The sequence below is a fragment of the Roseobacter cerffii genome (assembly GCF_054226325.1).
In genome coordinates this window covers 872,468-896,824 of the sequence record NZ_CM135757.1, presented here as the reverse complement: position 1 = coordinate 896,824, position 24,357 = coordinate 872,468, and the positions used below count along the sequence as shown (strand labels likewise).

The following is a 24,357-nucleotide window of genomic DNA, read 5'->3' as shown; positions in this document are numbered from 1 at the left end:
TGAGCGCAAACGACATCGGGCGTCCCTTGCGGGGCGCCCTTTTTACATGAGACTTTTGGATAGTTTCCGGATGCAAGGAAGGTGTTAGGGTACCAGTATGACGACAGATATTCTCAAGACATCCCGTGACTGGGCGCAAACGGCGCCGCAAGGCTGGATCCTGGTGGTGGATGACCACCCGCTCTTTTGCGACGCGCTCGAGCTCACGCTGCGCAGCGTCATGCCTGGCATCAATGTGAAAACCGCCGACACGATGGAGCGCGCGCTCAGCCTGCTTGCGGATGAGCCGCAACCGAGGCTCGTCGCACTCGATCTGAACCTGCCGGATGTGGCGGGCGTCGATGGGGTGATCGAGATCAGCCGGGCCGCGGGCGCCGCACCGGTGCTGGTCGTCTCCTCGATGGATGATGCGCGCATGGTCTCCTCGGTGCTGGCAGCAGGCGCCTCCGGGTTCGTGCCGAAACACAGCCCGCGCGCCAAGCTGGAAGAGGCGATCAACGCCATTGCCGACGGCCAGACCTACAAGCCCGAGAGCTTCAACGACCCCGAGGCTGATGCGGTCAGCGACGCGGTCTCGCGGCTCTCGGACCTCACGGCCCAGCAGTCCCGCATCCTGCAGCTCATCTGCGAAGGCAAGCTCAACAAGCAAATCGCCTTCGACCTCTCCATCGCCGAGACCACGGTCAAGGCGCATGTGACCGCGATCATGCGCAAGCTCGGCGTGCAAAGCCGCACGCAGGCTGTTCTCGTCTCGCAGAAAGCACAATTCAACTCCATCTTGCCTGAAGGCTAGGGTTGCGCCTATCCTCCGTGGGGGGAGGCAAGACCCGATGAAAATGGAAGGTGCGCAACGCATAACCGCGTCCGACGCGGTTGCGAAACGACTATTGGCAACCGTGCATATCGCGGCAGCGGACACCAACCCCGCTGCTATTCTGAAAGATCAGCTGGGGCATGATGTCTGGGCACAGTTCTTCGTGTTCAGCCCGAACCAGCCGGATTTGCAGCGGATCTGCGCGGCCGCCGTCGCCGCGTTCCCGGAGACAGCCGTGACCGGCTGCACCACCGCGGGACAGATCGGCTGGACCGGCTATGCCGAGGATGACATCTCGGTGGTGATCGGGCTGCCCGCCCGGCATTTCGCGACCGAAACGGTGCAGATCGCCGATCTCGAAACCCTCGACGCGCAGAGCCTGATTGACCAGCTGGTGCAGGCCCGCACGGCGCTGGCCGAAGACCATGGCGACAAGCCCAACGGGTTCGGCTTCCTGCTGGTCGATGGGCTGTCGCTGCGCGAGGATGTGCTGGCCGCCACCATTGCACCTGCGATGGGCTCCTGGCCGGTCTTCGGCGGCTCGTCGGGGGATGGCACGCGGTTCGAGGAAACCTGGCTCGCCCACGGTGATAAGCTGACAACCGGAAGCGCACTGGTGACCTTCGTGCGCACCGATTGCGAAACGCGCGTCTTCAGTCTCAACCATCTGGAGCCTACCGGACGCCGCATGATCGTGACCAAGGCGGACCCCGAACAGCGCATCGTCAAGGAGATCAACGCCGAGCCTGCCGCGCGCGAATACGCCCGCATCGTCAACAAGGACCCGGACCAGCTGGATGAGTTCACCTTCTCCGCCAACCCGGTGGTCGTGCGCCTGGGCGATACCCACCACGTGCGCGCGATCCAGCGTGTGAACGAGGCGGGCGAGCTGGTGTTCTTCGCCGCCATTGACGAGGGCATGGTGCTCAATGTGGCAGAACCTCAGGAGATCGCCAGCCACCTTGATCAAGAGCTCTCCAAGATCAAGGCGGGGCGCGAGGATGTGGACATCTTCGCCTGCGACTGCGTGCTGCGCCGGATCGAGGCCGAGCAGACCCAGGCCACCCGCGATCTCTCGGAGATCATGGCGCGCAACCGCGTCGTGGGCTTCTCGACCTATGGCGAACAGATCGGGCCTTTGCATGTGAACCATACGATGACCGGGGTGATGCTGGTCAATCCCGACGGCTGATCCATGGATCTCGTCAACCCCTCCGACAGCCTCGAGCGGCAGAACGAGAAGCTGATGCAGATCGCCGAGGCGCTGATGCGCAAGGTCGAACAGAGCCCCGACCAGACCGGCCTTGCCTACGCCCAGTTCGAGCGCGCCGCGATGCTGGAAGAGCAGGTACGCCAGCGCACCGTTGATCTGGAACGCACCCTCGACCTTCTGCACGAATCAAACGCCCGCTTTGCGCTGGCCCGGCAAGAGGCGGAAGACGCCCGCGCCAACCTCGCCGACGCGATCGAGACCATCGACGAAGGCTTTGCGCTCTTCGATCAAAGCGACCGGCTCGTGCTTTTCAACAGCCGCTTCTGCGAAGCGCTCAGCGACATGCGCGGCAAACTCAAGACCGGTCTGGCCTTCAAGGACTACATCAACCTGATCAGCACCAGCGCCGATCTGGACTGGGGCGCCGAGGAAAGCCCGGAGGGGTGGCGCGAGACCCGGATGGAGTTTCACCGCAAGGATCACGTGGTCTTCAACATCCGGCTCAGCGGCAACCGCTGGATGCAGGTGAGCGAGCACCGCACTGACACCCGCGGCACCGTGATCCTGCAGACCGACGTGACCGAGATCATGCGCCTCGAACGGCAGGAGCGCGACAAGCTCGTTCACCAGCAGGCGCTGATGCTGCGCGCCACGCTCGACCACATCAAGCAGGGCATCTGCATCTTCGACCACCATCGCCGTCTCGTGGGCTGGAACCGGCGCATGGAGGACCTCTTGCGCCGCCGCATCGGCCCCACCTTTCGCGGCGGCAACTTCGATGAGCTGCTCGACCGGCTGGAGGATCTCTTCACCTACACCGGGCGGATGCAGAAATCCGACCTGCGTGACTGGGCCCGCAAGAGCGCGGGCCGCGATGCGCTCAGCTTCGAGGTGGTGCGCGACGATGCGGCGATCTTCGACGTCTTTATGCAGGAGATGCCCGACCGGGGCTTCGTGATCAGCTTCACCGACATCACGCAGGAACGCCAGACCTCCAGCGCGCTGCGCGAGCTCAACGAGACCCTGGAAAAACGCGTGGCCGACCGCACCATCGAGCTCGGCAAGGCGCTCGATGCCGCGCGCCGCGCTAATGCCTCGAAAACCCGTTTCGTCGCCGCCGCCTCGCATGATCTGCTGCAACCGATGTCGGCGGCGAAGCTCTATACCTCCGTGCTGGAGGACCGGGTCGACAGCGGCTCCGACCGCGAGTTGGTGCGCAAGACCACCTCCGCTTTGGAAAGTGCCGAATCGATCATCACCGCGCTTCTCGACATCTCGAAGCTCGACCTCGGGCTCGCCACCTATGATCTGACATCTGTGGACCTGAACTGCGTGTTCACCACGCTTTACAACGAGTTCGCGCCGCTCGCGACCGCCCGCGGGCTCGACCTGCGTATCATACCAACCTCGGTGAAGGTGCGCAGCGACCAATCCTACCTTTACCGCATCCTGCAGAACATCATCAGCAACGCGATCCGCTACACCACCGGCCGCAAGATCCTGGTGGGCGTCCGCCAGATCGGTGGCATGTTGCGCGTCGATGTCTGCGACCAGGGACCTGGCATCTCGGCCGAGGATCAGACGCTGATCTTTCAGGAGTTCCAGCAGCTCAAGAAAGAGCGCGGCGATCAGGTGGGGCTCGGCCTCGGCCTCGCCATCGTGGATCGCGCCTGCAAGATGCTCGACCACGAGCTGGAGCTGTGGTCGGAGCTTGGGCGGGGCAGCTGCTTCTCGGTTGGGCTGAAGGCCGCCGCACGCGCGTCGAACACGCAGGCCCGTGCGCCCGCGCGCGCTACCAGCCAATCCACCCGCGGGCTGCTGATCGGGCTGGTCGAAAACGATGCCGCCTTGCGGAACTCGATCTCGCTCACGATCGAGGCACTTGGCTCGGACGTGTTGCAAAGCCCCAGCGCGGAAGAGGCCCTTGAGCTTTACGAGGAGCTTGGCGTCGTGCCCGATTGCTTCGTGCTCGACTATCAGTTGGGCGACGGGATGAGCGGGACCGATCTGGTACCACAGCTGCGGCAGCGCTACGGCACTCTGCCCACCACCATTATCTCCGCCAACCGCTCGCAGGAGTTGGTCGACAGCTGCGCCGCGCTGCAGGTCGCCCTTGCGCACAAGCCGCTGTCCCGTGCCGTGCTCGCCGAATTTCTGACAACCGTTCCCCGCACGGCCTAGAGGCCGCGTCCAGAGCTGCTCAGACGGTTGCGCGGTGCGGCGAAAGGGGAGCGCCCTCCCTCCTGTCGAAGGGGGTCGGGCGCTGCCCGGCGGTGCCCGCCGGGTCGGTAGGCGGACAGGTTTGTCTGAGATTTGGAAACCGCTCCGCTAGCGGCGATAGACGTATTCGGGCACCTCGACGCCTTGGCCGTCCTCCGCCAGGAGCGCATCGAGCGTCGCGCGTCCGGGCGACTTGCGGCACACCGGGTCCGGCGCCGTCGCATCCCCAAGGATCGCCATCGCCTGACAGCGGCAGCCGCCAAAGTCGATGTCCCGCCGCTCGCAGCTCTGGCACAGCTCCGGCATCCAGTCGGTGCCCCGAAACGCGTCGAAGGCCGCACCGTCGTACCAGATCTCGGACAGCGGACGGTTCTGAACGCTGTCGAACTCCAGCCCCGGGATGATCGTCGCCGCATGGCAGGGCAGCACCGTCCCGTCGGGCGAGATGTTCAGCCCGGTCGAGCCCCAGCCATTCATGCAGGCCTTGGGATAATCCGAATAGTAATCCGGCGGCACGAAATCGATCACCAACTGGCCACGCAACCGCTCGACCGCTTCGGCCACCGTGCGCTTGGCCTCTGCCACCTGCTCCGCCCGCGGCTGCAACGCGGCACGGTTGGTCAGCGCCCAACCCTGAAACTGAACGCAAGCGATCTCGATCCGCCGCGCGTTCAGGCGCAGCGCCATCTCGATGGTGGCAGGCAGATCATCGAGGTTCTCGCGATGCATCACCGCATTCAGCGTCAGCGGAAACCCGATCTGATCAATCAGCTCCGCCACATGCATCTTGCGCTTGAACCCGCCTTTGTAGCCGCCGATCCGGTCCGCCATCTCGGCGGTGATCCCCTGCAGCGACAGCTGCACATGATCAAGCCCCGCATCGTCCAGCGCGTTAAGCCGTCGTTCGTTCAACCCGATGCCCGAGGTGATGAGGTTGGTGTAAAGCCCCGCTTCGCGCGCGGCGATCACCAGCTCCACAAGATCTGATCGCGACGCTGGCTCGCCGCCGGAAATATGCAGCTGCAACACGCCGAGGTCTGCCGCCTGCCGGAACACATCTGCCCAGATCTCGGTCGACAGCTCCGTCTCCTTCGCCGCCAGTTCCGTCGGGTTCGAGCAATAGGGGCAGGCCAGCGGGCAGCGGTGCGTGAGCTCCGCCAGCATCGCCATCGGCGGGTTAGGTGCTGCGCACATGCACGAACCCCCTCTCCCGCAAATCCTGCAGATAGGCGATCACATCCGGCTCGATCACATCACGCTCCGCCTCATAGGTCTGGGCCAGATCATCCGAAATCTGCGCAATCGAGGCCTCACCATCCGTCCGCTGCAAAATGGCAAGCCCGATCTGGTCGAGCATCAACACCCGCTCCGGTCCCAGCAGCACATCCACCTTGCGCACCTTGTCGAAATGACAGCGCACGCCGCGCGGGAGCAGGGGCACATCCTCGGGCGCCATCAGGCGAGGCCTTCGCCGGGCTGCCACCCGCCGGGCGGAATGCGCCCCGGTTCCACATAGGCCGAGTAAAGCGCGTCGAGTTGCGCCCAGAGCACCTCCGTCTTGAAGGTGAGCGCCCGGGCTGCGGCATCTTGATCCACCTGCGTCACAGCATGATCCAGCACCCACTTCAGCCCGAATGCCACATCTTTCGGCGCCTCCTTCAGCCGATTCTGGAAGTAGGACATCGTATCGGCATTCGCGAACGCGTAATGCTCGAACAGCCCCGCGATACGCTCCGAGTGGATCTTCGGCGCGAACAACTCCGTGAGCGACGAAGCCACCGCGGGCAACAAAGGCTCGTCCCGCACAAAGCGCACATAGGCATCCACCGCAAAGCGCGTCGCGGGCAGGATGCCCACCTCCGAGGCCACGTACTCTGGGTCGAGCCCCACGCCCTCGGCCAGCTTCAACCAGCGTGCGATCCCCCCGGTCCCCGGCTCGGTCCCGTCATGGTCCTCGATCCGGCTGCGCCAGATGCGCCGCAGGTTCGGGTCACTCACCCGCGACATGAAGGCGGCGTCCTTCATCGGGATGCGCGTCTGGTAGTAGTAGCGGTTGATCACCCAGGCACGCACCTGATCCGGCGTGCAGCCGCCCGAATGCAACAACTGATGAAACGGGTGCTTGTCGTGATAGCGCTCATCGCCGATCTGGCGCAGGCGCGCCTCGAAGGTCTCGCGGCTCGGGGCATGTATCGTCATAGCGTGATCTCCATCCCGTCGTAAGCGATCTCCCAGCCCCGCGCCTCAACCTCTGCGCGCTCGGGGCTGTCAGGTTGCAGGATCGGGTTGGTGTTGTTGATGTGGATATAGACCTTGCGCGCGTCAACACCGCTGAGCCGCGCCAGGCTGCCCTCCGCACCGTTCAGCGGCAAATGCCCCATCCGCGCGCCCGTCTTTTCACCCGTTCCCGTCTGCTGCATGTCGTCATTGTTCCAGACCGTCCCGTCGAAGAGCAGCAGAGCCGTACCACCCAACCGCTCCAGCAACCAATCGGGCACCTTGGCGCAGCCGGGGATATAGACCGCCCGCGCCGCCTCGGTCTCGAGGATCAGCCCCACCGTCTGCTCACCCACCTCCTCGAGGTTCAACGTATCGCCCTCGAGGAACAGCGCCACCTTGCCGGGCACCGAAAACGCCGTGACCATCAGGCCGGGCGCCGCCTCAAAGGGCTCCTCCAACTCGATCCGATGCCGCGCGACCAGCTCCGCATCGAGCACGTTGAACACCGAATTGCTTTCCAGAATTTCCAGCCCGGAGGCCGTCGCATAGGTCGTAAACGGTGTATTCTCGCGCAGCGTCAGCAGCCCCGCGATATGGTCGATGTCCCCATTCGTCAGCACCACCGAGGCAATCGGGGTGCCGCGCAGTGACTCGGGGTGCAGCTGAGCCACCCGCTGCACCTGGTCGCGGATGTCGGGCGAGGCGTTCAGCACCGCCCACTCCGATCCATTTGCCGAAACGGCAACGGACGACTGCGTCATCGACGCAATCGTCCCGTCACGTGCATCCTTGCAATTTCGGCAACCGCAGTTCCATTGAGGCAGCCCCCCGCCGGCGCCGGCCCCAAGAACAATCAGGTGCATGAAATGGCTGTGCCGTTAGATGACGTCGCGCTCGCCGCCGCGCTCATCGTCCTCGCCGGGACCGTACATGTTGATTTCCATGCCGCATTTGATCTCGCGGGCGACGGGTTTACTCCAAGCCATTGGTGGACTCCTCCTCTGTGTTCCAAGGCGATGTTAGCCGGGCGGGCGCCAAGCGCAAATCATACTTTAGGTGTAGTGACCTCAAGCGGCGCCATGCTGTCGGATTTGCATTGCCCCGCGCGTCCTCGCATCATCATCACAGAAGGAGGACCCCAGATGATGTATGCGATCACGATCTACGGCGAGGCCGGCGTCTTCGACCAGCTGCCCAAGGCACGGCAGGACGAGGTCATGGCCCGGCACAAGGCGCTGCAGGACAGGCTGGGCGCGCGGGGCGACTACATCAGCGTCAAGCTCATGCCGCCCTCCACCGCCGTGACCGTTGTGCCGCCCACCTCCGCCGACCTCGCCCCGCTGATCGTCGATGGGCCCTTCGCCGAGACCAAGGAGAGCTTTCTGGGGTTCTACGCCGCCGAGTTCCGCGATCTCGATGAGGCGCTCGAGCACGCCCGCATGATCTCCTCGCCCATCGCCCGGCTCGAAGTGCGCCCCATCGCCTGGGCAGGCGGGGCGATCTCGACAGAGGGATGAGCGGGCGGGCGGAGTGGCTTGCGGCAAGTGTCGCGCAACAGCGCCCACGCGCGATGGCGGCGCTCACCCGCTATTTCGGCTCGGTTGATCTCGCCGAAGACGCCTTTGCCGACGCCTGCCTCAAGGCGCTGACCCATTGGCCCGCGCGCGGCAAGCCGGACGATCCGCTCGCATGGCTGCTGACCACTGCCCGGCGCAGCGGCATCGACGTGCTGCGCAAAGGTCAGCGCCAGTCGCGCCTGCTGGCCGAAAATCAGGTCGTGCTAACCGAGACCGAACCACCCCTGCCCGACCCGGACGCCCTGCGCGACGATGTGCTGCGGCTCTTGTTCATCTGCTGCCACCCCGCGCTGGAGCGGCGCGACCAGATCGCCGTTGCCCTGCGGGTCGTCGCGGGCCTGTCGGTGGCCGAGATCGGGCGGGGGTTTCTCGTCAAACCCAAGGCGATGGAACAGCGGATCACCCGTGCCAAGAAGCGCATCGCCGCCAACCCGGTGCCGTTCGAGACGCCCAGCCCGCAGGAGCGCGGGCGGCGCCTGGGCGAGGTGTCGGTGATGGTCTACCTGATGTTCAACGAAGGCTGGTCCGCCTCGGAAACCGAAACCCAGATGCGCCCCCTGCTCTGCGAAGAGGCCATCCGCATCGCCCGGCTCTTGGCCGAGCTGTTCCCCGGCATGGGTGAGCAGACAGCTTTGTTGGCTCTGCTGCTCTTCCAGCATGCCCGCCGCCACGCGCGCCTCGACGGCGCGGGGCGGCCCATCGCCTTCGAAGACCAGGACCGCATCCTCTGGTCGCGCGCCGAGATGAATGAGGCCCGCGCCTTCTTCCAGAAGGCCCAGCGGATCGGCCATCACGGCCCTTACCTTATTCAAGCGGCCATCGCTGCCGAACACGCCCGCGCCACCACACCCGAGACCACGGATTGGGCCCTGATCGAAGCGCATTACGCCGCGCTCCATGCGCTGCAGCCCTCGCCCGTGGTGCGCCTGAACCTGATCGCGGTGCAGGCGCGGACCAAGGGCCCCGCCCATGCGCTCGCCGAAATGCAAGCGCTCGCGCCCGAGCTCGACAGCTACCGCTGGTTTCACACCATGCGGGCGGCCTTTCTCGAAGACACCGGCGCTCCGCAGGCGGCGCTAGACGCCTACATGCGCGCTCTGGATCTCGGACCCACCGCACCAGAACGCCGCCTGCTCGATGAGAAAATCGCCGCGCTAAGAAAAAACGTCTGACCGCTGTCGGATCGCCACCGCCTCATGCGTCCTAGGACTGTCCTCACCGTCGGGGACGCGCACAACAAGGAGCAAACCCATGAGTATTCTCGAGATGACCACCATCGGCAACGCGGGCTGGATTGGCCACGCCGGGCCGGACCAGGGCGCAGCCAAGAGCTTCTACAAGGAGGTGCTGGGCTGGGCGATCAACGACATGCCGATGCAGGACGGCTCCAGTTACTCCGCCGCCGCCATCGGCGAGACGGCGATCGGCGGGTTTTCCCCGATGCCGGAAGACAGCGGCAGCTGGACGATCTACTTTACAGTCGCGGATGTGGACGCGAGCGTCGAGACCGCGCAGGCCCAGGGCGCCGCGGTTGTCACGCCGCCCACGGACATGCCCGGCGTCGGACGTATGGCCACGCTGACCGACCCGCAGGGCGCGCGCTTTGCACTGATCACCTACGAGAGCATGGCGGGCTGAGCTAGAGGAGGGACACGACCATGGACCAGACACCGACCTATGCGCTGATCTTCACCGCGCTGCTTGCGCTCATGAGCGTGCCCATGGCCATCGCCGTTGGCCTGCGGCGGGCGAAAACCGGCATCATGATGCTCGCGGGGGATGATGACGACCTGCTGCGCCGCATCCGCGCGCATGGCAACTTCACCGAATACGTGCCGCTGGCGCTGCTGGCCCTGGCGGGGGCCGAAATCGCGGGCGCGCCGCCCTGGCTGGTGATCACCTGCGGCGTCGTGCTGATCGCCGCGCGGCTGATCCATTATGTGGGCTTTCGCCAGAACCCGAACGGGCCGGGGCGTCTCATCGGCACGCTTCTGACCACGCTCACGATGCTCGTGCTCTCCGCGACGATCCTGCTGCGCGTCGCGGAGCTGGTCTGATGCCGCAGGACCCGGAGTTGACAGACCGCATGCGCCGCGCCCTCGCGGGGCACGCGGGCCTCACCGAAAGGCGCATGATGGGCGGCACCGTCTTCCTGCTGAACGGCCATATGCTCAGCGGCGCGCGCCGCGACACGGCTGGCACACGCCGCTTCATGTTCCGCGTCGGCAAGGAGCAGGAGGCGGACGCGCTGGAAGATCCCACCGCCCGACCGCTCATGCAGGGCACGCGCAAGATGGGCGGCTACATCCTCGTGAACCACGAGGACTGCCCCGACCCGGCCTTGCACGGCTGGCTCCGCCGCGCGCTGGACCATGTGACCACCCTGCCCCCGAAGCCCTGACGGAGCCCGCCATGACCGACTTCGACCATTTCTCGCCCGCGGCCCTGCGCTTTCTGTCGGACCTCAAGGCCAACAACCGGCGAGATTGGTTCCAGGACAATAAACCGACCTACGAGCGCGAGATCAAAACCCCCGCAAAGCAATTCACCCAAGCGATGTGCCCCGCGCTCGAGGCTCTGACGGGTGCGCCGCACAGCGCCAAGATCTACCGCATCAACCGCGACATCCGCTTTTCGAAAGACAAGACACCGTACAACGCGCATCTGCACATCTCCTTCGCCCCCGACCCGGCACCGCCCAACACACCGATGTGGTTCTTTGGGTTAGGCACGGAAAAGCTGTCGCTCGGCTGCGGCATCTTTCAATTCGACAAGGCGGGGTTGATCCACTTCCGGGACCAGATGGCAGGGCGGAAGGGTGCGGAGCTGATCGCGCTCGAAAAGCACCTTGCAAGCGAGGGGCTGCGCATCTCGCCACCCGACTTGAAGCGCGTGCCGCCCGGTTTCGACAGTGACCATCCCCATGCAGAAGCCCTGCGCCGAAAGGGCTTTTCAGCCTGGGCGGATCTGCCGGATACCGGCTTCGTCACGGCCCCTGACCTGGTGCCGCGGACGATATCGAACCTCCGACCCCTGATGCCCGTCTTCCGATTCTTATCGGAGCTGCAGTGACGCGCGCTTCACGCGCACACTCTTGGTTTTCTGCGGTAAACATACGCCAAAGCATGCCATGTCACGGAATTTTCATGTAAGTGTCTGGTCCGTACATCGCATCTGAAATCAGCGCCCGGGCTCTATTACCCAAGCCTGTCCTGGTCCCGCTCCGCTGACGCCAGAAAATGGTTAACAATCAAGGCCATTCACATGAAGCCGGGCCGCTCAGGCGGACCCATTGGGCTGGCGTTAAACCTGCGCCTCGCCAGGCTGACCCATGGCCCAAGTCCGGTCCGCAACCGCGATCCGCAAACGTCCAAATCCGGAGGTGTTGTAGGAAAGAGCCACTCAAGCTGTTAAAAACGCAGACAGTTTTTTTGATTTGATTTTTGCGGGTCGATCCCTTTGAGTGCCGCTGGGATGTCTGCGCTTCATGAACTGTTCGCCCGGGGGGGCGTATAACATGTTAGAGAAAGACAGCGGTCACTCGGACCAACCGCAGGGTCCCCAGAGTGACAAACAAAGTATTGAGGAGCTCTATTCCGTCCCGAATTGGGAGGAACGGCTCGAGGCTGCGCGCGCCCAACGCGAGCGCGCGCTGGCCCGGCATCTTGAGGCAAAGAAAGACCGCAAGGCCGCTGACACGCCGAAGGTTGCGCCCTTCACGATGGGGCTGCCGCGCCCCGAGCATACGGCCCCCACGGGTGGGACGCCGGACATGACCCCTGACGAGGCACCCGAGACGGACGTATCGAACCGCTTCACCGCGCTCACCGACCGGCTCAGCCGCTCGCTGCTGGTGACCATGGCCTGTTTCGCAAGCCTTGGCTTCGGCCTCGCGGTTGGTCTCGGCGCGCTCGTCGGTATCGGCGTCCTGCGCACCGCACCGCCCGCAGAAACAGCGACACAGAAGGCCCCGACACCCGCCGAGGAGAGCTCGTCGATGTATGCCGAGCCCGCGCCGGTCGTCACCGCCGCGCTTCCGGAGCCTGCGCCAGTGACGGTTGCCCAGCCCGCCGCGCTTCCGGAGCCTGCGCCCGAAACGCTGGCCCAGCCCACCGCGCAGATCGCCGTTCGCCCACCCGTTGAGCCACGCGCCGCCGCCCCGGCGCTGCTGACCGAGACACATACCGCGGCGCAACCGGATGTCCCGGCCGAAGGCGCACTCTCGCTGGTCGCCTGGCTTCCACTGCAGCCGGTCGTCGCGACCGACACGCCCGCCGATCAGGCCGCTCTTCCGGTCAGCCCGCCCGACCCGCTGCCGGGCGCGGAATGGATCTTGGCTGACAAGCTTGGCGCCACTGGCATGAACCTCGACATCCTCGACCTGCGGGTCTATGCGCCCGACGCGGTGCCTGCGGGCCAGCTTGAAGGCAAGCTGATCCAACTGGCCAACACTGGGTTGACGGTCGAGAACGTGCAGCGCGTCGAATTTGCGGTCTCGACCCCGCATATCCGCTATTACAACGCCGAGGACAGCATCCCCGCCCAGGCCCTCGCCGAAGAGCTCAGCATCGAGGCGCGCGATTTCACCGCCGATCAGAGTGGCCCGGTGGGTCTGATCGAGGTCTGGTTCGAGGGCGTGTCCAAGACCAACCTCGCCGAAGAACTGGCAGGACGCCGCAGCGGAACCTACCTGTTCGATCGGTTGCGCGACAAGCTGCGCAGCGAGTGAGGTCGCACCTCAAGGCCGACACCGGTCCGGCGGGCCCCAAACTGCACGCCGCCCGCACTGCGCAGCGTATGAGGCAAAAGGACACCCGCCGATGAGCAACGTCTTCACCGGCCCCGATGGTCGCCCCCGCTGTGGATGGGCGGGCAGCGCGCCGGAATTCCTCGACTACCACGACCGCGAATGGGGCTTCCCGGTTGCCGAAGACATCCGGCTCTTTGAAAAGATCTGTCTTGAATCCTTTCAGTCTGGGCTGAGCTGGCGCACTATTCTCAACAAGCGCCCGGCCTTCCGCGCCGCCTTCGACGGGTTCGACTTTCACAAGATGGCGCGTTACGACGCGGCTGATGTCACCCGCCTGCTTGATGATGCGGGGATCGTCCGGCATCGGGGCAAGATCACCGCCGTGATCAACAACGCCGCCCGCGCGGTGGAAATGGTCGAATCCGAAGGCAGCCTCGCCGCCTTCTTCTGGCGCTTCGAGCCGCCCACCGACGAGCTTGGGGTGCCGCAAAGCCAGTCCACAAGCCCCAGTTCCATCCGGCTCTCAAAAGAGCTCAAGCGCCGCGGCTGGCGCTTCGTGGGCCCGACAACGATGTTTGCCTTCATGCAGGCGATGGGGCTGATCAACGATCACGCCACCGGCTGCGCCCTGCGCCCCGCCGCCGAAGACGCCCGCGCCAGCTTCAAACGCCCCGCACACTAATACGAATACTCCGCGTAAATCCGGCTCAGATCGCCAGCCCAGGCGCCGTTATACTGGTCCAGCAACTCGTCCGCAGGCACCTTCCCGGTCTCAACACTTTCGATCAGCGCATTGAGGAAGTGGGTCTCGTCCGGCACCATGCCACCCGCGCCCGCTTTGGCGCGCGCCTTCAGCCCCGCCTGGCTGATCGCCACGACTTCACGCGCGACATCATGAAGCTTGATCCCATGCACCTCGGCCTGCAAACCGTCGACCGAGGCCGCCACGCGCATCAGGTCGCGCGTGCCCATGTCCCAGTCCTTGACCACGTCCCAGGCCGCATCGAGTGCGGTCTGATCATACATCAGCCCCACCCAGAAGGCCGGCAGCGCGCAGAGACGTCGCCACGGGCCGCCATCGGCCCCGCGCATCTCGATGAACCGCTTCGCCCGCGCTTCGGGGAAGATGGTGGTCAGATGATCGGCCCAGTCGCTTAGCGTCGGGATTTCGCCGGGCAGCGCCGGTAGCTTGCCCTTGAGAAAATCGCGGAACGACATCCCCAGAGCATCGACATACTCTCCGTCACGATAGACGAAATACATCGGCACATCGAGCGCATACTCGGCCCATCGCTCGAACCCGAACCCGTCCTCGAAGACAAAGGGCAACATGCCCGTACGCGCCGCATCCAGATTGCGCCAGGCCACGCTGCGCCACGACTTGTGCCCGTTGGGGCGGCCTTCGAAGAAGGGCGAATTGGCGAAAAGCGCCGTCGCCAGCGGCTGCAGCGCCAGCGACACGCGCATCTTCTGCACCATATCCGCTTCGGACCCGAAATCGAGGTTCACCTGCACGGTGCAGGTGCGCCGCATCATCACCCGCCCCATGGTGCCCACGCGCGCCATGTAATCGTTCATCAGCTTGTAGCGGCCCTTGGGCATTAAATCCATGTCGTCATGGCTCCACACCGGGGCCGCGCCCAGCCCGATGAAGCCCGCTCCAATCCGGTCCGCCACATCCTGCACTTCGCGCAGATGCGTGTTCACCTCGTCACAGGTCTCGTGGATCGTCTCCAGCGGCGCGCCGCTGAGCTCCAGCTGCCCGCCGGGCTCCAGCGAGATATTCGCGCCGTCCTTCTCCAGCCCAATGAGCTTGCCGCCCTCTTCCACCGGCGCCCATCCGTGCGCGTCGCGCAGCCCCTCTAGCATCACCCGGATCGACCGCTCGCCTTCATAAGGCAGCGGCTTCAGCGTGTCCTTGCAATAGCCGAACTTCTCGTGCTCCGTCCCGATCCGCCACTGGTCTTTGGGCTTGCAGCCATCCGCCAGGTATTGCGCCAACTGATCATGCGCGGTGATGGGCCCGCCGCCGGATTGAGGGATGGACATATTGGGGAGGCTCCGCTGGACTGCCGTAGGTTGGAAGGTCAGGGATGAGCCGAAATTCCGAAGGTGTCAATGCAGACGAAGGGGGGCGGTGGTGCTGCCCGCACGCTGCCAGATCACGATGGCGTGCGTGCCTTCCTCTTGCAGCGCATGCAGCATCCGCTCTGTCCGCAGGCCCGCGAGCGTTGCAAACGCATCGAACAGCGCCTCGGCGCCTTCCGCATTCACGGGGATCAACAAATCCGGCTGCCCGGGCTGCACCAGCCGCCAATGCGCAGGATAGAGCGTCTTGTCGAGCGTGAGCTCCACCATCTCACGCAGCGCCACAGACCCACCGGTCAGCGGCCCGAAATAGGTGATCTCGCCTTCATCGACGCTCACGGCCCCCGGCCCCTGCCCCGCGCTGCGAAACCGGGCGCGCTGCACGCCCACCCAGACCAGCGCCGCCCCACCGACAAGCAGCGCAATCGCGGGCAGCACCAGCAGACGCCCGGGCCCGATCAACCACCAGAACCCCAGCAACACCATCGCGCCACCCGCCAGCACCTCGCGCCAGCGGATAAGCTGCGCCTTCGCTTCGGGGCGCAGAAAGGTCATGCCTCCACCCCCAAGACCACGGGCTCCTTCAGCAGGGAAATCTGGTAGGACCCGATGCGCCGGAACCCGATGGCCTCATAGGCCCGGGCGGCAATGGCGGTCGCGGCAAAGAGGATTGCGTCGCGGATGCCCTGCGCCCGCAGTTCCGCCAGATGCAGCGCCACGATGCGCCCGCCGTACCCGCGCCCGCGGTGCTCCGGCGGGACGTAAACCCCACCCACCTGCACCATATCCGCCGTGCGCGCGTTCAGCGCAGACATCGCGCAGACCGTGCCGCCGATCTCCATCACCCGGCTGTCGGGCTTCTCGATGAACTGTTGGGCTGCAATCAATCCGTCGACCCCGTCGAGCATGCCCAACCCGGTCTCCCGATGATAGCCGTCGAACCACCCGGCCAACCACGGCACCTCCTCCGGTCTCGGACGGCGCAGCGACAGATCATGCGCCCGCAAATCCGTCAGATCGGCCAGCGGCAACACATAAAGCGGCTCGATGTCCTTCACCCGAAACGCCGCATCTCCGAACCCGAGGGCCTCGGCAAAGGCATCGACCTGCGCGGGCACACCGGTGATCCCCACCAGCTTCCGCCCCCGCAACGCCTGCGCGCAAGCGGCCCAGAACTCCGGCGCTGCATCCGGCGCCTGGCACATCAGGAACCCACCATTGGTGCAACCCGCCACGGCCGTGATCTGCCCGGCACCCTCGCACAAGAAATACGTGGTCGCATTCGCGTGGTCTGACGACCCGATCCCATGCGCGGCCAGATTGCCCCGCAGGAACATGGAGGTCGGCGCATGGGGCTGCAGAAACACTTCCAGAGCCGCTGCGTCCTCCGGGCCGGCGACCCGGATCACACCCAGTCTCCCAAGGCGTGCTGCCAAAGTGTCAGCGCCGCGACCGCCGCCGTGTCCGCGCGCAGAATGCGGGGGCCCAATGAGACGCTATGCGCCGGCCCCATCCGGTGCAGCCGGTCGCGCTCGGCATCGGCAAACCCGCCTTCCGGCCCGATCAGGATCGCCCAAGGCGCGCAAACGGCAGGTAAGGTGGGCTTTGAGGCCACCTGCCCCTCGTCGCAAAACATGATCTGCCGCCCGCCATCCCAGGCTCTCAGCACCTGGTCCAGCCGCTGCATCTCGGCCACCTCCGGCACAAAGGTGGCCCCACATTGCTCCGCCGCCTCCACCGCATGGGCCTGCAGCCGCGCGCGCTGGATGCGCCCGGAATTGGTGAAGGCCGTCTGCACCGGCACGATCCGCGCCACGCCCATCTCCACAGCCTTTTCGACAATGAAATCCGTGCGCGCCTTCTTCACCGGCGCAAAGACCAGCCACAGATCGGGCGGCATCTGCAAGGCCTTCGTCTGGCTGAGTACGCTCAGCACCCCGCCGCGCTTGCCCGCCTCCACCACCTCGGCCAGCCACTCGCCGCTCTCTCCATCAAACACCAGGATCTGCGCGCCCACACCGAGCCGCATCACCCCAAAGAGATAATGCGCCTGCTCCCGCGACAACGGAACCGATTGCCCCGCGCCCAAGGCATGCTCTACATAAAGCCTGATTTTGGCCGTCACCGCCTGATCCATGGGGAGATACATATGCAAAGCCCGACGCCTGCACCAGATGGCTCGGTCGCCGATGCGGTCACCGGCAACTGGGTCGACCGCTACGCCCCCATGCCGACACGCCCCTACCTGCGGCTCAGCCGGGCGGATCGACCCATCGGCACCTGGCTCCTGCTCCTGCCCTGCTGGTGGGGGCTGGCGCTGGCGATGCTGCACGACCAGAGCGCCTCCCTGCACGACCTCTGGATCGCGGTGGGCTGTGCGATGGGCGCCTGGCTCATGCGCGGTGCGGGCTGCACCTGGAATGACATCACCGACCGGGATTTCGACGGCGCGGTCGAGCGCACGCGCTCCCGCCCCATCCCCGCCGGTCAGGTCACCGTGCGCGGCGCGGTGATCTGGATGTGCGCGCAATCGCTCCTGGCCTTCTGCATCCTTCTGACCTTCGACGTGGCCGCCATCGCGCTCGGCGTCCTCGCCCTGCTGCCCGTCGCCGTCTACCCTTTTGCTAAGAGGTTCACCTGGTGGCCGCAGGTCTTTCTCGGCCTCGCCTTCAACTGGGGCGCGCTGCTCGCCTGGGCCGCGCATTCGGGCACGCTGCACGCGCCCGCCGTGCTGCTCTACCTCGCGGGCATCGCCTGGACGCTCTTCTACGACACGATCTATGCGCATCAGGACACCGAGGATGACGCGCTCATTGGCATCAAGTCCACCGCGCGCCTCTTTGGCGAAAAAACCGGCGCCTGGCTGCGCCGCTTCCTCATGGCCACCGTCGGGCTCATGGGGCTCGCGGTGATCGGCGCCGCGCTGCCGCAGGCCTCGGTGCTCGCCATGGTACTGGCGCTCGCCGGGCCCTGGGCCATGGGCTGGCACATGGCCTGGCAGCTGCGCGGCCTCGATATCGAGGATAACGCGAAACTGCTCCAGCTCTTTCGCGCCAACCGCGATACCGGCGCGATCCCGCTGCTCTTTTTTGGCGCAGCCCTGCTGGTGTGATTGAACCCCCTCGCGCGGGGGAGTATCACGTGGGCACTCGCAACTGATCACCGGATTCCATGCCGCGCCCCACCACAACCATGACCATCGCCGCCTTTGTCGCCGCCGCCGCGGTGGCGCTGGTCGCCGCGAATTCATCGGTGCAAGTGGTCGAGGATTCCTCCGAGATCGGCGTGCGCGATGCGCTCGACGCCAACGCGCTCACCTGGGCCGAGGTCGAGGCTGACGGGCTGCGCGTGCTGCTGGCGGGCACCGCCCCGAACGAGGCGCTGCGCTTCCGCGCGCTCAGCGTCGCGGGCTCGGTCGTCGATGCCGCGCGGATCATCGACCAGATGCAGGTGCAGGCTGCCGCGGCCATCGCCCCGCCACGCTTTTCGGCGGAAGTGCTGCGCAACACCTCCGGCGTGTCGATCATCGGGCTGATCCCCGAAAGCACGGATCGGGACGAGATGGTCGCGGGCTTCACCGCGATGAGCGATCTGCCGGTGACCGACCTGTTGGAGACCGCGAACTACCCCGCGCCCACCGGTTGGGAAGACGCGCTGGCCTTCGCCATCACCGCCATCGACGACCTGCCCCGCGCCAAGGTCTCGGTCACCGCAGGTCGGGTCGAGGTGACCGCCATCACCGACAGCGCCGAGGCCAAGGCCGCGTTGGAAAAAGAGCTCACCCGCGCAGCACCGCCCGCGCTGCAGCTCACGCTCAACATCACCGCGCCGCGCCCCGTGATCACCCCCTTCACCCTGCGCTTTGTTCTCAATGACGAGGGCGCACGGTTCGACGCCTGCTCCGCCGATACGGAAGACACTGAGGCCCGTATCCTCGCCGCCGCCCGGGCCGCCGGGCTCGACGGTGCGGCGCGTTGCACCATCGGCATGGGGGTACCCTCGCCCAACTGGGCCCAAGCGGTGGAGACCGGCATCGCGGCACTCGCCGAGCTGGGCGGCGGCAGCGTCACCTTCTCCAACGCAGATGTCACACTGGTGGCCGCCGAAGGCACCGACCCGGGGCTCTTCGACCGGGTCACGGGCGAGCTGGAAACCGGCCTGCCCGAGGTCTTCGCGCTCACCCCGGTGTTGCCAGAGGCGCCTGAGCCCTCCGCCGGACCGGCGCAATTCTTGGCCACGCTCAGCCCCGAAGGCCAGGTGCAACTGCGGGGGCGTCTCTCGGACCAGACCATGCGCGAGGTGGCCGACAGCTTCGCGCGCGCGAAATTCGGCTCGGACAATGTCTATACCGCAGCCCGCGTTGTCGAGGATCTGCCTGCCGATTGGTCGGCGCGCGTGCTCACCGGCCTCCAGGCGCTGGCCTATCTCGCCAACGGTGCTGTGACCGTGACAGCGGATACAATCGCGCTCACCGGCAAGACCGGCAACGTGAATGCCCGCGCCGCCGTGGCGCAGTTCATGGCGGACAAGCTCGGGCAGGACAGCACCTTCGAGATCGACGTGGTCTATGTCGAAGCGCTGGACCCCATCGCCGCCCTGCCCACGCCGCAGGAATGCGAGGCCGACATCGGCGAGATCGTCGCCGCCTCCAAGATCGTCTTCGAGCCGGGCAGCGCCACCATCGACGAAAGCACGCTCAGCACCATGGACATGATCGCCGAGGTGCTGCGCGACTGTGGCGACCTGCGCCTTGAGGTGCAGGGCCACACCGACAGCCAGGGCCGCGAGGAGATGAACCTCGCCCTGAGCCAAGCCCGCGCAGAGTCAGTTCTGAACGAGTTGCGCGCGCGCCGGGTGCTCACCGGCTCGCTGGTCGCCAAGGGCTATGGCGAAGCGCTGCCCATCGCCGACAATGGCACCGAAGCGGGCCGCGAGGCCAACCGCCGCATCGAATTTCGTCTGATAACCCCCACGGCATTTCAACCGGAAGGTGAAACAACACTGGAAAGCGCCACAGAATCCGGCGATACAGAGGGTGGTGAAGGTGCGGAAGGGTCTGGGGATGAGTAGGACAGAGTTTGTCATTGCCACAGCGATCATCTTGTTCGTGGCGTTCTGCCTGGGGTGGTTCGCCAACTGGATCGTGCATCGCTTCAGCCGCGTGGCCGCCGATGACGTGGCACAACTCGACCGCATGAGCCAGGAGCTGCACGAAGCCGAAGAGACCCGTGATCAGGCGATCACCTACCTGCAGCAGCGCGAGGCGGAGCTGACCAACCAGCTCGCCCAGACCGAGGCGGAGCTGCGCGCGGCGATGGATGGGCTGCGCGACGCCCGGCAGGAAGCCGAAGAGCTCCGTGCACAGGTCAATCGCGCACCCATCGCCTGAGGTCAGGTCACCGTCAGATGCGCGCAGCGGGCGGTGTGCGCCACCTGCTGCGACGTGCTGCCGAGCACCAGCCCCGAGAGGTTCCCCAGGCCTCGCCGACCGGTCACGATCAGGTCAGACCCGATCTCGCGCGCGTATTCCAGCAACGCATGGGCCGGATCGCCGTCACCCACATGGGCAATCGGCTCCGTGACGCCCGCATTGGTCGCGATGCCGCGCGCCTGGGCCAGCACCTTCTGCGCGGCCTCGGCCACCTCTTCCGCCGTCGGCATGGTTGTGGCCACGTGATAGCCTGCCACCGCGCCCATCGCGAAGGCCACCGTCTCGGCCTTCGGCGTGTGCGAGATATGCACCTCCGATCCGTATTTGCCCGCCAGATCGCAGGCCATCCGCAGCGCGTTCTCCGACGGTTCCGACCCGTCAAATCCTACCGTGATTTTCTTGAACATCGCTCGTATCTCCTCTCGTTTTTCAGGTTCGAAAGGAGACTACAGACTGTGATCACACCCCGCCTTGATGCACGTCAAACCGCTCACCAGCGGGTCAGCGCGTCCTCATCCTCGGCTTTTGCAGCGACCCAATCGGCGCCCTCGTCGGTCACTTCGCGCTTCCAGAAGGGTGCGCGCGACTTCAGATAGTCCATCAGGAACTCCGCCGCCTCGAAGGCATCCTTGCGGTGTCGCGCCGCCGTGGCCACCATCATGATCATCTCGCCCGGTGTCAGGCTGCCATGGCGGTGGATCACCAGCACATCGCCCAGAGACCACCGCCGTTGCGCCTCCTCGGCGATCTCGCGCAGCGCCCGTTCGGTCATGCCCGGATAATGCTCGATCTCCATGACCTGTAGCCCGCCCGCATCGCTGTCGCGCACCACGCCGGTGAAGGTCACCACGGCGCCCATCGTTTGGTGCCCCGCCGCGAACCGCGCCGTCTCCGCGCCCAGATCGAAGGGCGCCTCCTGCACCGATACGCGCATCAGCCGCCCGTCATCGGCGGGAAAAAGGCGACCTCTCGCGCGCCCTCGAGCGGCGCATCGAAATCACTCAATTCCTGATCAATCGCCACGCGCAGCGCCGAGCGGTCGGCAAAGGCCGCCGCATAGCGATCCTCCCGCGCCACCAGCTCATCAACCAGCTCCGACACGGTCTCGGCCGAACTCTCCACCTCTTCGCGCGGCAACCCGATCCGCTCGCGCACCCAGGCAAAATACAACACATTCATGCGCTCTCATCCTTCAAGTAAGGCGTGGACTTGCGGAAGTAATCATAACCCGACACCAACGTCATCGCCGCCGCAATCCACAGCATCCAAAGCCCCACGCGCCCCGACCACACCATCGCATGATAGTAGAAGCGCAGGCCATTCACATCCTCGACCTCGCCGCTCATCACCTGCGCGATCAGTTCAGGGTCCATGCCATAGCTGTTCATCACCAGATGATGCTCGAAAATCCCGCGCGAGAACAGCACCGCAATCGCCACCATCTGGGCCGTGGTCTTCCACTTCGCCAGCGGCGTCACCTTCAGCGTGCCCGCGGTGTCCCCCAGGAACTCGCGCAGCCCCGAGACGAAGACCTCCCGAAACAGGATCACGGTCGACGGCAACACCAGCCAGGGCGTCCAGTAGACGTCCGAGAACCCGACGATGACCATCAGCGCAATCACCACCATCGCCTTGTCGGCAATCGGGTCGAGCATCGCGCCCAGCTTGGTCTCCTGCTTCCACGCCCGCGCCAGATAGCCGTCAAACCAGTCGGTGATCGCCGCCGACACAAACAGCACCAGCGCAAACCAATCCGCGTAAGGCCGCGTGAAATAGAGAAACATCACCGCCACCATGGGCGCGGCCACCAGCCTGACAATGGTCAGAATATTCGGCAGGGTCAGCGTCATGACCTCACCCTACAACGCGGCCAAACCGGGCGAAAGCGACAACCGACCGCTCGCCCTTCCGGGTGCGCGCATCCCCGCCCGCGCCCAATCCATAAATGATGTCGCGCGCCAGCGCGGCCTTCGGATCAGCCGCGCTCGTGAAAGAAATCATAGATTTTTTCTGCGAGCGCGCCCGACACACCGTCAACCGCCTTCAGATCACTCAGGTTCGCCCGCGCCACCGCCTTGGCCGAGCCGAAATGCGCCAGCAGCGCCCGCTTGCGCGCCGCGCCCACGCCCGGCACGTCATCCAAGGGCGTGGCGCCGACCGATTTCGCCCGCTTGGCCCGGTGCGTCCCTATCGCAAAGCGATGCGCCTCGTCCCGCATCCGCTGAATGTAGTAGAGCACCGGATCATTGTGGCGCAGCGCGAAGGGCTGCTTGCCGGTCCGGTAAAACTCCTCCTTGCCCGCATCCCGGTCGATCCCCTTGGCGACACCCACCATCGGGATGTCCCCCACGCCATACTCGTCCATGATCTCGCGCACCGCACTCACCTGCCCCGCGCCGCCATCGATGAGCAGCAGATCCGGCCAATGCCCCTCGGTGCGCTCCGGGTCCTCCTTGATCAACCGCTTGAACCGCCGCGTTAGCACCTCTTTCATCATCCCGAAGTCATCGCCGGGCGTCAGCTCATCGCCGCGAATGTTGAACTTACGGTACTGGTTCTTCAGAAACCCCTCGGGCCCCGCCACGATCATCGCCCCCACCGCAAAGGCGCCTTGGATGTGGCTGTTGTCATAGACCTCGATCCGCTCCGGCGGCGCCTTCAGGTCAAAGGCTTCCGCCACGCCGCGCATGAGCTTCGCCTGCGTCGCCGTCTCCGCCATCTTCCGCGCCAGACTCTCGCGCGCGTTGCGCAAGGCGCTGTCAATCAACTCCGCCTTCTCACCGCGCTGCGGCACCAGCAGTTCCACCTTGCGCCCCAGCTTGCTGGTCAAGGCCTCTGCCATCAGGTCCGGGTTCTCGATCTCATTGCTGAGGATCAACTGACGCGGCGGCTCGCGCGTGTCGTAGAACTGCCCGACAAAGGCCTCCAGCACCTCCGCCGCATCCACATCCGGGCCCACCCGCGGATAGTAATCCTTGTTGCCCCAGTTCTGGTTGGCGCGGATGAAGAAGACCTGCACACAAGCCTGCCCGCTGTCCATATGCAGCGCGATGATATCCGCCTCCGCCACGCTCTGCGGGTTGATGCCCTGCGCCGTCTGCACCTGCGTCAGTGCCTTGATCCGGTCGCGCAACGCCGCCGCCCGCTCGAACTCCATCGCTTCCGAGGCCGCGCCCATCTCGGCGGCCAGCCGTGCCTGAATATCCGTGGTCTTGCCGGTCAAGAACGTCTCCGCATCTTTGACCGACCGGCAATACTCTTCCGCACTGATCTTGCCCACACACGGCGCCGAGCAGCGCTTGATCTGATACTGCAGACAAGGGCGCGTGCGGCTGTCGAACATGGAATTCGAACAGTCGCGCAGCAGGAACACCCGCTGCAACTGGTTCAGCGTCCGGTTCACCGCCCCCGCGCTGGCAAAGGGCCCGTAATAGGCCCCCTTCTCTTTCTTCGCGCCGCGATGTTTCTTGATCTGCGGAAAATCATGATCCGCGGTCACCAGGATATTCGGAAAGCTCTTGTCGTCGCGCAGCAGCACGTTGAACTTGGGCTTCAGCTGCTTGATCAGGTTCTGCTCGAGCAGCAGCGCCTCGGTCTCGGTCCGCGTCGTCAGGAACATCATCGACGCGGTCATCGAGATCATCCGCGCGATCCGCGGGCTGTGACCAGCGGGACGCGCATAGTTGCTCACCCGCGCCCTCAAGTTGCGCGCTTTTCCGACGTAAAGCACACGGCTCTCCGCATCCAGCATCCGGTAGACGCCGGGCGAGGTGTCCAGCGTTTTCAGGTACCCCTGGATCACCTCGTGACCGGGGATCACATCCTTGGGGGTGGTATCGGGCGGATCGGACATAACCATAGGTATGATTCTTAGCTGCGGCTGCACCGGAGTTGAAGCGACTGCAAGGGAGAACCTTTCCACCAATCATGTGGATAACTCTGACGATAACTTCCGGCCATCCAGAATTTTCCTTTTCAGTTGGGGGATTTCAAGGATTTGCCTAATTTTTAGGCACACAATTAAACCCCTGTTTTCAAATGATA

General features: G+C 65.2%; 28 protein-coding genes. 14 read left to right on the top strand and 14 right to left on the bottom strand.

What is annotated here, in order from left to right:
- Nucleotides 1-97: 97 nt before the first annotated feature.
- From ACVC7O_RS04480 to ACVC7O_RS04470, 3 genes are read left to right on the top strand one after another with little or no spacing between them, the layout of a single operon-like run.
- Nucleotides 98-793: a response regulator gene (locus tag ACVC7O_RS04480; RefSeq protein WP_458324886.1), complete on the top strand. Its 696-nt coding sequence runs from the start codon at nucleotides 98-100 to the stop codon at nucleotides 791-793.
- 37 nt (nucleotides 794-830) lie between these two features.
- Nucleotides 831-2,006: an FIST N-terminal domain-containing protein gene (locus ACVC7O_RS04475; protein WP_458324885.1), complete on the top strand. Its 1,176-nt coding sequence runs from the start codon at nucleotides 831-833 to the stop codon at nucleotides 2,004-2,006.
- A 3-nt stretch (nucleotides 2,007-2,009) separates the two neighbouring features.
- The gene (locus tag ACVC7O_RS04470) at nucleotides 2,010-4,208 is read left to right on the top strand and encodes a PAS-domain containing protein (RefSeq protein ID WP_458324884.1); all 2,199 of its coding nucleotides are present in this window, start codon (nucleotides 2,010-2,012) and stop codon (nucleotides 4,206-4,208) included.
- 147 nt (nucleotides 4,209-4,355) lie between these two features.
- Here the strand turns inward: ACVC7O_RS04470 and pqqE are convergent, their stop codons facing one another.
- From pqqE to pqqA, 5 genes are read right to left on the bottom strand one after another with little or no spacing between them, the layout of a single operon-like run.
- Nucleotides 4,356-5,441 carry a pyrroloquinoline quinone biosynthesis protein PqqE gene (pqqE, locus tag ACVC7O_RS04465; RefSeq protein ID WP_458324883.1) on the bottom strand — a complete coding sequence of 362 codons (1,086 nt, stop codon included), beginning with the start codon at nucleotides 5,439-5,441 and terminating at the stop codon, nucleotides 4,356-4,358.
- On the bottom strand, nucleotides 5,425-5,703 hold the full coding sequence (gene pqqD, locus ACVC7O_RS04460; RefSeq protein ID WP_458324882.1) for a pyrroloquinoline quinone biosynthesis peptide chaperone PqqD: 279 nt from the start codon (nucleotides 5,701-5,703) through the stop codon (nucleotides 5,425-5,427). Before pqqD ends, pqqE begins: the two co-directional genes overlap by 17 nt.
- Entirely contained in the window at nucleotides 5,703-6,446 is a 744-nt protein-coding gene (gene pqqC, locus ACVC7O_RS04455) for a pyrroloquinoline-quinone synthase PqqC (RefSeq protein WP_458324881.1), read from the bottom strand. The genes pqqD and pqqC overlap by 1 nt, the downstream gene beginning before the upstream one ends.
- Nucleotides 6,443-7,330: a pyrroloquinoline quinone biosynthesis protein PqqB gene (gene pqqB / locus ACVC7O_RS04450; protein WP_458324880.1), complete on the bottom strand. Its 888-nt coding sequence runs from the start codon at nucleotides 7,328-7,330 to the stop codon at nucleotides 6,443-6,445. The genes pqqC and pqqB overlap by 4 nt, the downstream gene beginning before the upstream one ends.
- A gap of 15 nt (nucleotides 7,331-7,345) precedes the next feature.
- Nucleotides 7,346-7,453: a pyrroloquinoline quinone precursor peptide PqqA gene (gene pqqA, locus ACVC7O_RS04445; protein WP_263843048.1), complete on the bottom strand. Its 108-nt coding sequence runs from the start codon at nucleotides 7,451-7,453 to the stop codon at nucleotides 7,346-7,348.
- A 156-nt stretch (nucleotides 7,454-7,609) separates the two neighbouring features.
- On the opposite strand from pqqA, the gene ACVC7O_RS04440 reads away from it, so the two are divergent.
- The 8 genes from ACVC7O_RS04440 to ACVC7O_RS04405 all read left to right on the top strand — a co-directional run bounded on the left by ACVC7O_RS04440 (nucleotide 7,610) and on the right by ACVC7O_RS04405 (nucleotide 13,476).
- Nucleotides 7,610-7,984: a YciI family protein gene (locus ACVC7O_RS04440; protein ID WP_458324879.1), complete on the top strand. Its 375-nt coding sequence runs from the start codon at nucleotides 7,610-7,612 to the stop codon at nucleotides 7,982-7,984.
- Nucleotides 7,981-9,216 carry an RNA polymerase sigma factor gene (locus ACVC7O_RS04435; protein WP_458324878.1) on the top strand — a complete coding sequence of 412 codons (1,236 nt, stop codon included), beginning with the start codon at nucleotides 7,981-7,983 and terminating at the stop codon, nucleotides 9,214-9,216. The genes ACVC7O_RS04440 and ACVC7O_RS04435 overlap by 4 nt, the downstream gene beginning before the upstream one ends.
- Before the next feature lie 79 nt (nucleotides 9,217-9,295).
- The gene (locus ACVC7O_RS04430) at nucleotides 9,296-9,682 is read left to right on the top strand and encodes a VOC family protein (RefSeq protein ID WP_458324877.1); all 387 of its coding nucleotides are present in this window, start codon (nucleotides 9,296-9,298) and stop codon (nucleotides 9,680-9,682) included.
- Between the two features lie 20 nt (nucleotides 9,683-9,702).
- The gene (locus tag ACVC7O_RS04425) at nucleotides 9,703-10,101 is read left to right on the top strand and encodes an MAPEG family protein (RefSeq protein WP_458324876.1); all 399 of its coding nucleotides are present in this window, start codon (nucleotides 9,703-9,705) and stop codon (nucleotides 10,099-10,101) included.
- A complete protein-coding gene (locus tag ACVC7O_RS04420; protein WP_458324875.1) occupies nucleotides 10,101-10,445 on the top strand; it encodes a TfoX/Sxy family protein in 345 nt (114 codons plus the stop codon). The genes ACVC7O_RS04425 and ACVC7O_RS04420 overlap by 1 nt, the downstream gene beginning before the upstream one ends.
- 11 nt (nucleotides 10,446-10,456) lie before the next feature.
- Nucleotides 10,457-11,116: a DUF2461 domain-containing protein gene (locus ACVC7O_RS04415; protein WP_458324874.1), complete on the top strand. Its 660-nt coding sequence runs from the start codon at nucleotides 10,457-10,459 to the stop codon at nucleotides 11,114-11,116.
- A gap of 445 nt (nucleotides 11,117-11,561) precedes the next feature.
- Nucleotides 11,562-12,773 (top strand): hypothetical protein, encoded by a 1,212-nt coding sequence (locus tag ACVC7O_RS04410; protein WP_458324873.1) that lies wholly within the window; start codon nucleotides 11,562-11,564, stop codon nucleotides 12,771-12,773.
- A 91-nt stretch (nucleotides 12,774-12,864) separates the two neighbouring features.
- Entirely contained in the window at nucleotides 12,865-13,476 is a 612-nt protein-coding gene (locus ACVC7O_RS04405) for a DNA-3-methyladenine glycosylase I (protein ID WP_458324872.1), read from the top strand.
- On the opposite strand, the gene ACVC7O_RS04400 is transcribed toward ACVC7O_RS04405, so the two are convergent.
- The 4 genes from ACVC7O_RS04400 to ACVC7O_RS04385 all read right to left on the bottom strand — a co-directional run bounded on the left by ACVC7O_RS04400 (nucleotide 13,473) and on the right by ACVC7O_RS04385 (nucleotide 17,007).
- Nucleotides 13,473-14,843 (bottom strand): glutamate--cysteine ligase, encoded by a 1,371-nt coding sequence (locus ACVC7O_RS04400; RefSeq protein ID WP_458324871.1) that lies wholly within the window; start codon nucleotides 14,841-14,843, stop codon nucleotides 13,473-13,475. The genes ACVC7O_RS04405 and ACVC7O_RS04400 overlap by 4 nt on opposite strands.
- A gap of 66 nt (nucleotides 14,844-14,909) precedes the next feature.
- Nucleotides 14,910-15,437 carry a hypothetical protein gene (locus ACVC7O_RS04395; protein WP_458324870.1) on the bottom strand — a complete coding sequence of 176 codons (528 nt, stop codon included), beginning with the start codon at nucleotides 15,435-15,437 and terminating at the stop codon, nucleotides 14,910-14,912.
- Entirely contained in the window at nucleotides 15,434-16,291 is an 858-nt protein-coding gene (locus ACVC7O_RS04390; protein ID WP_458324869.1) for a GNAT family N-acetyltransferase, read from the bottom strand. Before ACVC7O_RS04390 ends, ACVC7O_RS04395 begins: the two co-directional genes overlap by 4 nt.
- On the bottom strand, nucleotides 16,288-17,007 hold the full coding sequence (locus tag ACVC7O_RS04385) for a 16S rRNA (uracil(1498)-N(3))-methyltransferase (RefSeq protein ID WP_458324868.1): 720 nt from the start codon (nucleotides 17,005-17,007) through the stop codon (nucleotides 16,288-16,290). Before ACVC7O_RS04385 ends, ACVC7O_RS04390 begins: the two co-directional genes overlap by 4 nt.
- A gap of 24 nt (nucleotides 17,008-17,031) precedes the next feature.
- On the opposite strand from ACVC7O_RS04385, the gene ubiA reads away from it, so the two are divergent.
- From ubiA to ACVC7O_RS04370, 3 genes are read left to right on the top strand one after another with little or no spacing between them, the layout of a single operon-like run.
- Nucleotides 17,032-17,994 (top strand): 4-hydroxybenzoate octaprenyltransferase, encoded by a 963-nt coding sequence (gene ubiA, locus ACVC7O_RS04380; RefSeq protein ID WP_458324867.1) that lies wholly within the window; start codon nucleotides 17,032-17,034, stop codon nucleotides 17,992-17,994.
- Nucleotides 17,995-18,053: 59 nt separating this feature from the next.
- A complete protein-coding gene (locus tag ACVC7O_RS04375) occupies nucleotides 18,054-19,952 on the top strand; it encodes an OmpA family protein (protein WP_458324866.1) in 1,899 nt (632 codons plus the stop codon).
- Nucleotides 19,945-20,271, top strand: coding sequence for a hypothetical protein (locus ACVC7O_RS04370; RefSeq protein ID WP_458324865.1), 327 nt, complete (start codon nucleotides 19,945-19,947; stop codon nucleotides 20,269-20,271). The genes ACVC7O_RS04375 and ACVC7O_RS04370 overlap by 8 nt, the downstream gene beginning before the upstream one ends.
- A 2-nt stretch (nucleotides 20,272-20,273) precedes the next feature.
- On the opposite strand, the gene ACVC7O_RS04365 is transcribed toward ACVC7O_RS04370, so the two are convergent.
- The 5 genes from ACVC7O_RS04365 to uvrC all read right to left on the bottom strand — a co-directional run bounded on the left by ACVC7O_RS04365 (nucleotide 20,274) and on the right by uvrC (nucleotide 24,166).
- A complete protein-coding gene (locus ACVC7O_RS04365) occupies nucleotides 20,274-20,720 on the bottom strand; it encodes a universal stress protein (RefSeq protein WP_458324864.1) in 447 nt (148 codons plus the stop codon).
- Nucleotides 20,721-20,803: 83 nt separating this feature from the next.
- On the bottom strand, nucleotides 20,804-21,247 hold the full coding sequence (locus ACVC7O_RS04360) for a molybdenum cofactor biosynthesis protein MoaE (protein WP_458324863.1): 444 nt from the start codon (nucleotides 21,245-21,247) through the stop codon (nucleotides 20,804-20,806).
- Nucleotides 21,247-21,492 carry a molybdopterin converting factor subunit 1 gene (moaD, locus tag ACVC7O_RS04355; protein ID WP_458324862.1) on the bottom strand — a complete coding sequence of 82 codons (246 nt, stop codon included), beginning with the start codon at nucleotides 21,490-21,492 and terminating at the stop codon, nucleotides 21,247-21,249. Before moaD ends, ACVC7O_RS04360 begins: the two co-directional genes overlap by 1 nt.
- On the bottom strand, nucleotides 21,489-22,163 hold the full coding sequence (pgsA, locus tag ACVC7O_RS04350) for a CDP-diacylglycerol--glycerol-3-phosphate 3-phosphatidyltransferase (protein WP_458324861.1): 675 nt from the start codon (nucleotides 22,161-22,163) through the stop codon (nucleotides 21,489-21,491). The genes moaD and pgsA overlap by 4 nt, the downstream gene beginning before the upstream one ends.
- Before the next feature lie 125 nt (nucleotides 22,164-22,288).
- Nucleotides 22,289-24,166, bottom strand: coding sequence for an excinuclease ABC subunit UvrC (gene uvrC, locus ACVC7O_RS04345; RefSeq protein ID WP_458326037.1), 1,878 nt, complete (start codon nucleotides 24,164-24,166; stop codon nucleotides 22,289-22,291).
- Nucleotides 24,167-24,357 lie beyond the last annotated feature (191 nt).